This window comes from Nonomuraea basaltis, from assembly GCF_005893125.1.
Classification (GTDB): domain Bacteria; phylum Actinomycetota; class Actinomycetes; order Streptosporangiales; family Streptosporangiaceae; genus Nonomuraea; species Nonomuraea basaltis.
Window position 1 is genome coordinate 1 of record NZ_VCJS01000299.1, and the last position, 12,928, is coordinate 12,928.

Here is a 12,928-nt window from a genome sequence, read left to right on the forward strand (position 1 = left end):
CCCTCCCCCTTCGACCCCCACGGCGTACGCAACGTCTTCCGCGAGCGTCCCTTTCCCGTCGGCCAGGCCCTGCGCCATCTGCAGGTGCTGCTCGACCTGCGGCTCAGCGAGTACGAAGGCGACGAGCCGTGGCCGACCGACGACCTGCGCATCCACGAACGCTGGCTGGAGCTCAAGATGTGGCAGGGCGAGAGATGGTACGGAACGGGAGGTTTCCGTGGCTGAATACCTCACCCGCAACCCGTTCCCGGCCCGCGGCACGGCCGGCACCGAGGAGGCGGTTCTGCCGGAGGTGCTGCTCGACTGGGCGGATCGCACGCCGACCGCGCTGTTTCCCGGCGTCCGCGACGCCGGACGCCAGGCCGAGGACTATGGACGAGCCTTCCGCGACGAGGCGGCCCGCCACGGTGCCCTCGGCTGCCTGTACGGCGCCCACGGTGCCGGCAAGACGCACGCGGCCCGCCACATGATGGCCCGGATCAACCGGCTGGATCAGGACGCGGTCCAGCTGTACGTGCGGTTCCATGACGACGATTTCGTCGCCGCCTACCGCCGTCTGATGCCCCAGCTGTCGCAGAGCCTGCTCACGGACATGATCGTGCGCTACCTCGGCACGCTCGCCGGCGACCAGGCCGCGGACGTCGGCATCGCGGCCGATCGGGGAAGGGTCCTGTCCGTGCTCGACATCGATCCGACCAGGGTGTTCGACCTGTTCGACGCCCACCTGATCGAGGCGGGCAGGGTGCTGGAGGCGCAAGCCAGGGAGATCGCCGCCGTGACGGGCGACGGGCGGCGCTTCCAGCGGGCGTTGTCCTTCCTGATCCGCCCCGAGTTCTCCGACGCCGCCTACGACTGGCTGTGCGGCCGGCCGATCGACCTCGGCACCGCCCGCGCGCTCGGGGTCGGCGACCGGATCGACGATCCCCAGACGTGCCGCTACGGCCTGCAGTTGCTGGCCACGCTGGTGACGCGCAGCGGTCGGCCGTTCGTCCTGGTCTTGGATCAGTGCGAGAAGCTCCTGCTCGACGATGGGCTTCCGGTGCCCGCGAACCTGGGGCTCCTGCAGAGCCTGGTCGAGGTGGTCCCGCGCGCCGGCGGGATGCTGGTCCTGGCGGCGAGCGAGGCCGGCTGGCAGTCCATGCCGCAGGACCTGCGCCAGCGCATCGGCCCCGGCGCCATCCACCTGCTGCCGCTCTCCCCCGAGGAGGCGCGGCTCGTGCTGCGCGTCTACCTCAACGCCGCCCGCCCGGTCCCCGACGAGGGCATCCGGCCGGTCACCGAGACGGGGCTGCGCGAGTTACTGCGCCACAGCGGCGGCAACGTCCGCCTGCTGCTCCAGCTGGCCTGGGCGAGCTTCGAGGCGGCTCCGGACAGGGCCATCGACGCTGAGATAGTCGTGGCCGCCGCCGTCCGCTACCGGCGCGCCCCCGATCTGACCGATCTGGCCATGCTCGTCGAGTCGAGGCTGCTGGCGGCCGGGCTCGACGCCGAGCGCGTCCAGGGCGAGGGAAACGCAACGGCGTTCCGGCTGCCCGGGCCGCAAGACCCGCGGATCGTGATCAAGCTGAGCGAGGCGGTCTTCTTCGACGACGAGGTGTCCAACGCCGCGGAGATGGTCGCCCCGGGCGCGAACATGGTGTCCGACACCCGCACGGTTTACACCGTGCTCCTGGTCACCGGGTACGTCAGCCCGCCTGTGCTGTCCGCCCTGCGCCGCGTGCTGCACACGGTGCTGGTCGCCGACGGCTCCCCGGCGTTCTCCCGCGAGCTGGACGAGCTGGTGGAGCGGGCCGCCGCCGTGCTGGCGGCCAGGGATCGGCCCGCCACTGATCCAACGCTGCTGGGCGAGGCGTTGCGGGAGCTCAGGGCGTACCTGGAGGTGCTCAGCTCGGAGCGGCGCGGTGAGTCGGTGGCGCTCGGCCGGGAGCTCGTCGAGGCGGCCGGGCGGCTCGACCCCGGGCAGGCACCGGCGCCCTCCGGCTGGCCGGCCAGGCGCGCGGAGCTGACCCGCCGCATCGCCGGGGCCAGGGCCGCGCGGGCCGCGGCGGACTGGGACGGCTTCCGCAAGGCGCGCCGGCGCGCCGTCCGCGAGTGGAGAACGCAGCTCACGCTGGTGATCTCCACCGCCGTGGCGGCCGTGCTGCTGCTCGTGCTGGGTCTCGTTCTCAGCACAACGTCCTCGGCCGCCATGGCCGCGATCGGGGGCGCCGTCGTCTTGGCAGGCGCCGGGATCGTCCCGGCGACGAGGCTGTCCAGGTCATGGGTACGCCGGTCCACCGCCTCGCTGGACTCCACCACCGACCTCGATCAGCTCGGCCGTGAGCTGCGCCCCCATGCTCGCCCGCGCGCTGCCGACCCCGTGATCCGCCACGCCTATGCCTGCAAGGAGGACCCGGACAAGGGCTATCGGGCGCTGGCGGACGCCATCCTGGTGGAGCCGCTGACGCTCGTGCGGCAGGCGATCGGCCGCCGCCTGGCGATGACCGCGCGCTCCCCCGCCGATTGCGTGGACGAGGTGCTGCGCGGCCTGCGCGAGCGGATCCCCGAGGTGCTGTTGCTCCTGGCGCGCAGGCAGCATCACACGGATCCGGACCGGCCGCCGCGCACGCTCCGGGACCTGCCGCCAGAGCTGCGCATCCTGGTGGCACTGGCCAACCCGGGATGGCTGGAGCTGGCTGCGGGCGCTCCGTCCAGGCATCCCGCCGAGCCGGTGCTGGCCGCGCTCGGCGTACTCGGTCCCGCCCATCCGCTCGCGCGGGCGTACCGGGGCGGGGTGGCGCAGCTCGCGCCGGGCGAGATCCCGCCGAACGAGCTCAGAGCCGCCGCCCACCTGCTGTCCCCGCTCGAACGGGACGGGCTGGGCACCTATGACTGGCTTCCGCTCGTTCCCGAAATCGACGAGCTTTACCTGTATTTCGAGGAATTGCTCTATCACCAAGAGGAAATTCGCTCTTATCGTCATGAATCTTGACTCGTCAGCGAAGTCATGTGAGATATAGGTACGGGGGTATAGCGCTCCTCCCATGACTGCGCAACAGGTATCGCGATGGGGCGCACGACGCTTAAGAGGTAGCCCGTTGTTAGGAAGCCCTGGTTCGGAACCGCTGCGCACCCAAGGGTTCCCGGAATTCCTCGACGTCGACGCGCTGCTGGCAGGGGGATGGAAGCCGCTCGCCTTCCAGCAGTTCATCCTGAAGATTCACAGCCGCTGCGATCTCGCCTGCCGACACTGCTACGTCTACGAGATGGCGGACCAGAGCTGGCGCGAGCAGCCGCGCAGGATGGCCGACGCCATCGCCGACCGCGCCGTCGAGCGCATCGCCGAGCACGCCACCCGCCACGATCTGGCAGAGATCGACATCATCCTGCACGGCGGCGAGCCGCTGCTGGCGGGCCCCGAGCTGATCTCCCGCGTGGTATGCGGCGTGCGCGGCGCGGTGGACACGGGCACGAGGGTCAACGTCAACATCCAGACCAACGGCGTCCGGCTCGACGAGGCGTACCTGCGGCTGTTCGAGTCCCTGGAGATTCGCGTCGGGGTGAGCCTGGACGGCGACGCGGAGGGCCAAGACCGGCACCGCCGCTTCGCCGACGGGCGCGGCAGCCACGCCCTGGTCAGCGAGTCGCTGCGGCGGCTGACCGCGGGGCCGCACCATCACCTGTTCAGCGGCATCCTGTGCACGATCGACGTGCGCAACGACCCCGTGCGCACGTACAAGGCGCTGCTGGAGTTCGACCCGCCGGCGATCGACTTCCTGCTCCCCCACGGCAACTGGGCGTCCCCGCCTCCGTTCCGCGAGCCCGGCTCGCCCGCGACCCCGTACGCCGACTGGCTGATCCAGATCTTCGACATCTGGTACGACAGCCCGGTCCTGCAGACCGAGATCCGTCTGTTCAGGGAGATCATGCGGCTCCTGATGGGCAGCCCCTCCCGTTCGGAGAACATCGGGTTGTCCCCGGTGCGCATGGTCGTGATCGACACCGACGGCAGCATCGAGCAGTCGGACACACTCAAAAGCACCTATCATGGCGCTCCCGAGACCCGGCTGCACATACTGCGCGACCCGCTGGACAACGCGCTGCTGCACCCGGCGATCGTCGCCCGCCAGATGGGGGAGCGGGCGCTCTCCCCTACCTGTCGCGGCTGCGACCTCGTCTCGACGTGCGGCGGCGGCCAGTACGCACACCGCTACAACCCGGCCACCGGCTTCGCCGAGCCGTCGATCTATTGCGCCGACCTGTTCCGGCTGATCGGCTACATCAGCGCGCGATGCGAGCGGGACGTGGCACGGCTGCGAGGAGCAGGATGAGGCCCGCGCCGCACCGGATCTCCGCCACCGCGTTCGCCAGGCTGGCCGCGGGCGGAGGCGGCGCGCAGGCCGTGGCCGAGCTGTGCGCGGCGCAGACGAGCAAGCACCGCCTGCTCGTGCGGCTGCTCGTGGACGAAGCCCAGCGTGCCGGACTCGTGACCCGCGCCTACGAGGCGCTGTCGGAAATGGAGACCGGCGCGCCTGAGGAAGTCGGCCGCTGCCTGCGTCATCCGGCGGTGGGGGCCTGGGCGCTGCGGGCCTGCCGCGGCCAGGCCGATCCCGGCCGGCTGGCGGCGGTCGCACTGGCTGCGGCCGTACGCACGCGTACAGCCTGTCGCCTGGAGGTGCCGGTGCGCGACGGCGCGCTGATGCTGCCCTCACTGGGCCTGGTGACCCTGCCCAACAGCGCGCCGGAGGTGGCCGTGGCGTCGGTCGAGCCGTCGGACGGCGGGGCGGAGTTGCGCGTCGGCCATCACGTGCGCCGGGTGGACACCTCGTGCGACGGATCCGGCTGGCAGGTCCTGCACCGCGTCCCCTTCGGGCCCGGAAGGCTCATGACCATCGACGACCTCGACCCCTACCGCTGGCCGGGCGACGACGTCGACGAGCGCCTGACGGAGGAGCGGCGGCAGTGGTGGAGCTCGTGCCTGCGGGAGGCGTGGAAGGTCCTGCAGGCCCGCCACTGGACCATGGGCGGGGAGATCGCCATGGCGGTCTCGGTGCTCACGCCCGTCGTCACGCGCTCGCTCGAACAGCACAGCGCCTCCGCGCGTGACACGTTCGGCACGATCGCGCTGTCCGACCCGATCGACGGGATGGGCATGGCGCTCACGCTGGCGCACGAACTCCAGCACGCCAAGCTGTACGCGCTGAGCGACCTGGTCGAGCTCACCACCCCGGACGACGGGCGCCGCTACTACGCTCCGTGGCGACCCGACCCCCGTCCACTGAACGGCCTGCTGCACGGCGCGTACGCGCACGCGGGCGTGGCGGGCTTCTGGCGGCGGCACACGGAGGACCCCGGTCGCGGGCCGCACGCGCAGGTGGAGTTCGCCCGCTGGCGTGAGGCCTCCTATCAGGTCACCGGGACGCTCCTGGACAGCGGTGCGCTGACCAAGGAAGGCACGCACTTCGTCAGCACGCTACGTGACACGCTCGTGCGCTGGCGCGCCGAGCCGGTGGACCCGGTCGCCGCGGCCCAGGCCCGCCTGCAGTCCGAACGCCACAGGAAGGCCTGCGTCGAAGACCCGGCCTAAATGGGCGGCGGGTCGAAGTCTGCGTTGATCCGCTCGCCTGCGAGCAGCGCGAGCGCGTCGGGGTGCTCACGTCCCATGACCGTCTCGAAGCGCTGAGTCGTCTCCCCCAGCAGCCGCTTGGCCTCCTCCTCCGCCCCCGCCGCCTGCAGGTCCAGGCACAGGTTGGCGGCGCAGACGAGGGCGAGGTAGTGGTCGTGGGTGAAGTTCGCCTGGATCGCCCGGTAGTTCTCCTCGCCCACCGCGCGGGCCTCATCGTGCCTGCCCAGCGCCGCCAGGTCGTTCTGCAGGTTGATGGCGCAGGTCACGGCGTAGTCGTGGTCGCGGCCGACCCGTGCGCTGAGAATGGCCAGGGCCTTGTCGTCCATCTTCCGCGCTGCTTCCGGGTTCCCGCTCAGCCGCATGAGCAACGCCAGGTCGATGCCGGCCGCGTGGGTGAACGGATGTTCGTCTCCGAACACCTCGGGGTAGTGGTCGAGCGCGCGCTTCGCCATCTCCAGCGCCTCTTCCAGCTCGCCGTTCTCGCGCAGCGCGTTGGCCAGGCCCAGCGCTGCCGCCATCGTGTTGGCGTGTCCGCCTCCGTACAGCCGGTGCAGGCGGGTGTGGGTGTCCCTGATGACCTGCAGGGCCTCGCCCAGCCGGCCGCTCCGGCGCAGGGAGACCGCGAAGTCCTTGGCCGCCAGGAGGGTGTTGGGGTGGTCGTCGCCGAGCTGCGCCACGCCGTAGTTGTAGGCCTCCTCCGCCATGTCGGTCGCCACCTGGAACTGGCCGCTCAGACGCACGGCTCGGCTCAAGTTGATCCACGTCAACAGCAGGGCGCGCCGGCCGACGCCCTCCGTGCTGCTCTGACTGAGGTAGATCTCCTGGAGGATCTTGCTCGCTTCGCCGTATTTGCTGGTCAGGGTGTAGTCGAGCGCCAGGTTGTGACGAGCTCTCAGGGTCAGCTGGTGGCTGTTGCCGTGCAGACGCTGGTAGACCTCTGCGGCTTCGGCGTCGAGCTCCTGCGCCCTGGCGAACTCACCCCGGCCGCGGAGGGTGGCGGCGTAGCCGGTCTTGGCCCACAGCGTTTCCGGTTGCTCGGGGCCGAGAGTATCGGTCATCAGCTCGAGGGTCTCCGCTACGAGTTCCTCGGCCCTGGGGTACGAAGCCAGCTCCAGATAGGTGTTGCCCAGGTGGATGCGGGCGGCCAGCACGTCCTTGTGCCGGGCGCCGCTGGCCTCCGCCCACTTCGCGATGTACTCGTTGAGCAACGCCTGCGCCTGCCGGTAGCTGCCGCGCACGTACAGGTAGCGCACGAGGTCGAGGGCGAACCTACGCACGTCCGGCAAAGTGCAATCGATCAGCCCTGACGGCTCCAGATGCGCGGCGAGTTCCTCGAAGCGGGGCCAGTTCGCCGTCTCGTCGGGGTCGGCCGGCGCGGTGCCCGACATCAGCAGGTGGACCTCGTGGCGGAGCTCGGCGCGGTCCTTCTCCGGGGTCTCGTCGCGTAACAGCGCCTGGTTGAGCCGGTGGACCTGGAGAGTGCGGGTGGTCGGCTCGACCTTGACCAGGGCCAGGCGCTCCAGGTGGCTCAGCGCGTTGGTGAGCTTGATCGGGTCGGACAGGATGGGCGCGAGCCGCGGGCCGACGGCCTGGTTGCCGCGGCGGAACACGTCGCGCGGGATGGGCTCGGGGCCGAAGAACGCGCAGCAGCGCAGCACCTCGACCGCCGCGGGGATACGCTCCTGGAGCTGGGAGACCGACAGTTGCCAGGCCGCGGTCATGGACTGCGGGTAGGTCGGCGCCTTCTCCAGGCTGAGCAGCTTGCTCGTCTGCTCTTCGAGCAGAGCCAGGTATTCCTCCACCGACATCAGCGTCCTGGCCAGCAGAGCGGCGGCCTGCTCCAGCGCGAGCGGCAGGTCACCGAGCTTGTCGGCCACCCGGTCCGCCTCCTCCGGGCTGATCGCGTCGCCCAGGCGTTTGCGGAGGAACGCCACGCTCTCCTCGCGCCTGAACACGTCCACCTGAATGGTGGGCTCGTGGTCGCTCCAGCGCGAGTTGCGCGAGGTGATGAGGACGTGGCCGGGGCCTCTCGGGATGAAGTCCTTGATGTACTCGGGCTCCTCGGCGTTGTCGAAGATCACCAGCCAGCTTCGGTAGGGGAATCCGCCCTCCAGCGTGCGCAAGACCGCCTGGGTGGCCTGCTCCACGCCGGTGCTGGTCGCGGGCGGCAGGCCCAGCGCCGGGGCCATCCCCGCCAGCACCGAGGGAACGAGCATCGGCTGGTCGGCGGAGACCCACCAGACCAGGTCGTAGTGGGCGCGGTATTGCCACGCGTACTCGATCGCCAGCTGCGTCTTGCCGACACCGCCGAGGCCCTGCAGCGCCTGGGGCTGTGCCACGACCGCGGTCACGGTGTTGATGCTCTTCCTGAGCGCCGTAAGAAGATCCTTGCGGCCGGTGAAGTTCGGATTGCGCTTGGGGACCCGTTCCCAGATCTTCGGCCCCTGCACGGGTAGGGAATTCTCGGCCACGTGGATCCTCCGCTTCGCACCAGAAGAGGTAAGGCAACCGTATGACTGCATCCTATAGGTTGATTAGTCGGCCGTTTATGACAGAATACTCAATAGAGAAAACTTCAAAAAATGCCTGCATATCGTCCGATATTTGGGTGACCGAAAATGGATGGAGTGCACATGCGTGACGGGCACCACGGGTCGAGCCCGCTGATCGACATCAGCACGGTTTCCCTGCACGAGATGCGCCAGATGGAAAGCGCCGCGCTACGGGCGGTGCTGGCTTCCTGCCTCGTCGACGACAAGGAGCAGATCGCGGGTTTCAACAACTCCATCTGACGACGCGCTTGCCACATCCCCGGCGAGCGGCTAGGCCGAACGCATGTCTCAAGAGCACCTTTTCTCTCCGGTCAGGTGTGCTGGCCGCTCTGCGCATGGGAAAATATCGCCCATTGAATTGCGGCTGCGGGTGGGATCAGCATGGTGACTTCCGGCACGAACGCACACCAGTCGTCCCTGGGGCCGTACCAATCCTTACGCTCCTTTCGCCTGGAGGACCGCCACCGATTCTTCGGACGTGACGAGGAATCCCAGGAAGTACGCGACCTATGGCAGTCGCAGCGGGTGACCGTGCTCTACGGCTCCTCCGGGGTCGGCAAGACCTCGCTGCTCCAGGCGGGCGTCATGCCGCTGCTCAGTTCGCACACGGCCGACGTCCTGCCCCTCGGCCGGGTCTCCCATGGCTCGGCCTTCCCCCGGGCCGCGCTCCCGCCGCACAATCCGTACGTTCTGGCCCTGCTGATGTCGTGGTCTCCGCAGACGCCGCCCAATCGGCTCGCGGGAATAAGCCTTCCCGCGTTCCTGCGGGCCCGGCCGGTCAGACGCGACGCCTTCGGCGATCGCATTCCCACGCTCCTGGCCATCGACCAGGCCGAGGAGCTGTTCACCGGCGGCCGGCAACACCGGCTCTATCGGGACTGGTTCTTCGGCCAGCTCGCCGAGGCGCTACGCGCGGACGACGACCTCCGGCTGCTGCTGTCGATCCACGTCGACCGGCTGATGGACCTCCTCCCGTACGAATGGGAACTGGCCGCCGCCGACCGGGAGAGCTCCTCCGATGAGCGGGACCCTGTGGAAATCGATTGGGTGCGTTTCCCGCTGGAGGCGCTGAGCTTCGAGGGCGCGCTGAAGGCCGTGCGGGGACCGCTCCAGGGCACCGGGCGCCTGTTCGGCGCGGGCGCGGCCGAGCAGGTGGTACGCGACCTCATCAACGTCAGGACACGCACGAGCGGCCCGCAGCAGGCGCAGGGCGTGGAGCCGGTCCAGCTCCAGGTGGTCTGCGAGGCCCTGTGGAGGTCCCTGCCGCCGGAGACCACCGAGATCACCAGAGGCGACGTGCAGGATCACGTCGACAGGGCGCTGTCCCAGCACTACGACAAGGAGATCGGGGAGATCGCCGCCGAGCGGTTCGACGGCGACGACGGCAGGCTGAGGACGTGGTTGCGGCTGACGTTCGCCGATCGGCAACCGGTCCGCCAGAGCGCGATCAGGACCGCGGGCATCGGCAGAACGGTGATCGCCCTGCTGGTGAAGCGGCATCTCCTCAGGGTCGACCAGCGGATGGGCGAGGGGTTGTACGAGCTGGCCTACGACCGGATGCTCCAGCCCGCGGCGCCGGGCCGCCGGCCCGCCGGCCCGCCGCCGGCCCGGCCGACGAGCGAAGGCTTCCTCCGCGAGGCCGAGAACGCCCTGCGCGAAGGCGATCTCCTGCTGGCGGCCACGCTCGGCGAGGAGGCTCTGGGCCGGTCGGAGGAACGTGACCTGCCGCTACGGGCGCGGATCGCATCATTGCTCGGCAACGTGGCGTACGAGGATGGCGACCTTGAGGACGCCATCGCGCACTACAGCTCGGCCGCCAAGGGCTTCGAGACCGCTGGGGCGGCGGCCGCCGTCGGTCCCCTGCTGACCGCCATCGGACGGCTGCGGCTGGCCCAGGGCTCCCCCGCCAAGGCCGTCCGCGAGCTGCAGGCCGCGATGGTACGCGTGCCCGCGGACCTCACGATCCAGACGGAGCTGGCCTGGGCGCTGTGGCACGGCGGTCATCCCGACGCGGCGATAGGCGTGCTCAACGACGTGCTCGACAGGGAGGGCGGCAACACCGACGCACTGCTCATCCGCGGCGAGATCCTGGCCGGCATGGGACAGGCCAAGGCCGCGCTGCGCGACCTCGACCGGGCCAAGCCGTTGCGGTGGCCGTTCGCGAAGGTGGCGCACGCTCTCGCGCTCGCCCAGGTCGACAGCGTGAAGCAGGCGCAGCAGGAGATGGTCGAGGCGCTGGCGGAGACGGCGCACCACGATCCGGCCGCGGCGCACGGCCCGCTGCTCCTGTACGCGGCCCGGGTGGAGAAGCTCGCGGGCAAGACCATGTCGGCGGCCGACCTGGCCAGGCAGGCGATCTCTGCGAAGGCGCCCGCGCTGCCCGGCCACCTGATCGACCACGCCAGGGAGCTAGTTGTCAGCGCCGGGTGACAACGCGAGGTCCTGGAGGAAGATCACGCCGGTCAAGCCGCTCAGTCTCTTCGGCAGATCGGGCGTCGGCAGGCCGGGCGGCAGGAGCGGGGTCAGTTTCTCGCGTACCGGCTTCCAGCCGGTCAGCGCCGCCGCGACCAGCATGACCAGGCACAGGACCAGCGAGCCGCCCGTCACGTCGCCCAAGGAGACCATGAGGCCGCCCAGAGGCGCGGCCAGGCAGAGCGCACCGTGCGAGGAGAGCCTCGAGACGCCGACGACACGGGCCAGCGTTCCCGGATCGACCCTGTGAACCTCCACGGACCTGATCGCCACGTTGCTCAACGCTCCACCGATCCCTGTGACGACGAGAGCCGCGGCGAAGAAGTACGACGGCCGCCCCACCACCGTGCCCACCGCCGCCAGGCCCAGCCCTGCCACCCAGATCCACATGTGCAGCCGCAGCACCCGGCGCACGGGCGGCAGGATGGAGGCCAGAATCGAGCCCACCACGCCGCCCACTCCGCCTGCCGCGAGTACGACCCCGATCTTGAGCGAGGGTGTTCCCTCCGACCCGGCGACGAAGACCATGATCAGTGTGTTCACCATCAGATTGGTGAAGGTGGTAACCATGATCGAACCGCCGAGGAAGGGTTGCCGGGTGAGCTCGTGGAATCCCTCGGACAGATCCCGCAACCGCGAGGGCCGGGCTGAGCGTCTCCCGGTGTCGTGCCCCCAGCTGAGGAACAGACCCCAAGAGAGGACAAAGAGCACGGCATTGACCGCAAAAGGGACGTAGCGCCCAACCCCGAAGAGGTATCCCCCCAGCGGCCTCCCGGCGATCGAGGCGAGATGACTCGCGCCCTCGCTCCTGGCCAGCGCCCCGTGCATCATGGCGGGCTGCACGATGGACGGCAGCAGGGCCGCCTCCGCCAAGGTGTAGAGGACCCACAACGTGCCCTCCGCGGCCGCCGCCAGGATGAGATGCGTGAGGGAAGGCCCCCCGAACAGCATCGCCACGAGCACGGAGGACACGCTCAGCACGCGACCGAGCTCGGCGCAGAGGATGATACGGCGGGGCGATATCCGGTCGACCAGGAGCCCGCCCGGAATGTAAAAGACGAGGACGGGAATCGTCAGGGCGAACCCGGCCCAGCCCGCAGTGGCGGGCGAACCGGTCTGCACCAAGGCAAGAAGCGGATAGGCGACGCCCAGCGTCCGCGTGCCGACCGTGGAAATGGCCGAACCCGCCCACACAAGGGCGAATCTGGCCCTTTTCGGCACAGATGGAGCCGAACTGCCGTGTATCCGACCAACCGCTTCGTCCACGCCCCCCGGCTTTTCGGGCCCGACTTTAGGGTCATGAGCGAGGTCGAGCATGACACAACCCGCCTCTGTGCTCGGGAGATAGGACTGCTTACCAGATTGTTGCCGGTCGCGACCCGTCGAAGTATAGGGGACGAGACCTGGGACTACCCACCTCGTCTCCCTTTTGGGACCGTCGCTATCCCGCTGCACGCGAGAATCTTAATACACTCATGATCAACAAAATGAATAAGAACCGTAATCCGGCAAAACAGGCCTGGCAGATCATCTCTGACCATGCTCTGATCACAATGTGACATCACGCAGCGATAGACACCCAATGTCAGACTTTGTCCTATTGAGTCGTGATTTTGCGGCGCTTGGGGTCAGTTTCGGGCAAGTCTTATTGCTGCACTCCTCTCTCAGCAGCCTCGGCCACGCTGAGGGCGGTGCCGGCATGGTGGTCTCGGCCTTGCGCGGGGTGCTCGGCGACGACGGCACTCTCGTGGTCCCCTCCGGCACGTCGGGCAATTCCGACACCTCTCCGCTCTACCGCGCCGCCGTGGCCGGCATGACTCCCGACGAGATCGCCGCCTACCGCTCCCGCATGCCCGCCTTCGACCCGGCCTCGACCCCCTCCGACCGGATGGGCCGGATCGCCGAGCACGTGCGTACGCTGCCGGGGGCGCGGCGCAGCGCGCACCCGCAGACGTCCTTCGCCGCCATCGGCTCGCGGGCGGCCGAGATCACCGAGGGGCACGCCCGCGACTGCCTGCTCGGCGAACGGTCGCCGCTCGCCCGGCTGTACGACGCCGGCGCCCTCGTCCTACTGCTGGGCGTGGGATACGACACGTGCACGGCCTTCCACCTGGCCGAGTACCGCTACACGGCCAGGCCGCCGCGGCGCAGCTACCGGGCCGTGGTGGACGACGGGAACGGGCGCGAATGGTGCGAGTTCGAGGACGTGTTCGTGGACGCCCGCGACTTCGCCGCCCTGGGGGCGGGCTTTGAGGCTGTCTCTTATACACATCTCCGAGCCCACGAGACCCTAAGACAC

9 protein-coding genes are annotated in these 12,928 nt (G+C 69.6%); 7 read left to right on the plus strand and 2 right to left on the minus strand.

The genetic code is table 11. From position 1 onward, the window contains the following. The 4 genes from EJK15_RS72100 to EJK15_RS61810 form a co-directional block, all read left to right on the plus strand. The coding region (locus tag EJK15_RS72100; protein ID WP_171075269.1) for a hypothetical protein at positions 1-225 on the plus strand (225 nt) is incomplete at its 5' end. Continuing rightward, positions 218-2,971, plus strand: coding sequence for a hypothetical protein (locus EJK15_RS61800; RefSeq protein WP_138719662.1), 2,754 nt, complete (start codon positions 218-220; stop codon positions 2,969-2,971). The genes EJK15_RS72100 and EJK15_RS61800, both read left to right, overlap by 8 nt. Before the next feature lie 106 nt (positions 2,972-3,077). Beyond that, a complete protein-coding gene (locus tag EJK15_RS61805; RefSeq protein WP_240777964.1) occupies positions 3,078-4,310 on the plus strand; it encodes an FxsB family cyclophane-forming radical SAM/SPASM peptide maturase in 1,233 nt (410 codons plus the stop codon). Then, positions 4,307-5,566, plus strand: coding sequence for an HEXXH motif domain-containing protein (locus EJK15_RS61810; protein WP_171075271.1), 1,260 nt, complete (start codon positions 4,307-4,309; stop codon positions 5,564-5,566). The genes EJK15_RS61805 and EJK15_RS61810 overlap by 4 nt, the downstream gene beginning before the upstream one ends. Here the strand turns inward: EJK15_RS61810 and fxsT are convergent. Continuing rightward, positions 5,563-8,076 (minus strand): FxSxx-COOH system tetratricopeptide repeat protein, encoded by a 2,514-nt coding sequence (gene fxsT, locus EJK15_RS61815; RefSeq protein WP_240777965.1) that lies wholly within the window; start codon positions 8,074-8,076, stop codon positions 5,563-5,565. The two genes, EJK15_RS61810 and fxsT, sit on opposite strands and share 4 nt — an antisense overlap. A 162-nt stretch (positions 8,077-8,238) precedes the next feature. Here fxsT and EJK15_RS72105 point away from each other — a divergent pair, with 162 nt between their 5' ends. Continuing rightward, complete coding sequence (locus tag EJK15_RS72105; RefSeq protein ID WP_171075272.1) at positions 8,239-8,397, plus strand: hypothetical protein; 159 nt, start codon at positions 8,239-8,241, stop codon at positions 8,395-8,397. 141 nt (positions 8,398-8,538) lie between these two features. Beyond that, positions 8,539-10,587 (plus strand): tetratricopeptide repeat protein, encoded by a 2,049-nt coding sequence (locus tag EJK15_RS61820; protein ID WP_138719665.1) that lies wholly within the window; start codon positions 8,539-8,541, stop codon positions 10,585-10,587. On the opposite strand, the gene EJK15_RS61825 is transcribed toward EJK15_RS61820, so the two are convergent. Next, positions 10,567-11,946: an MFS transporter gene (locus EJK15_RS61825; protein WP_138719666.1), complete on the minus strand. Its 1,380-nt coding sequence runs from the start codon at positions 11,944-11,946 to the stop codon at positions 10,567-10,569. The two genes, EJK15_RS61820 and EJK15_RS61825, sit on opposite strands and share 21 nt — an antisense overlap. A 265-nt stretch (positions 11,947-12,211) precedes the next feature. On the opposite strand from EJK15_RS61825, the gene EJK15_RS61830 reads away from it, so the two are divergent. Then, on the plus strand, positions 12,212-12,928 hold a 717-nt coding region (locus EJK15_RS61830; RefSeq protein WP_138719667.1), incomplete at its 3' end, for an AAC(3) family N-acetyltransferase.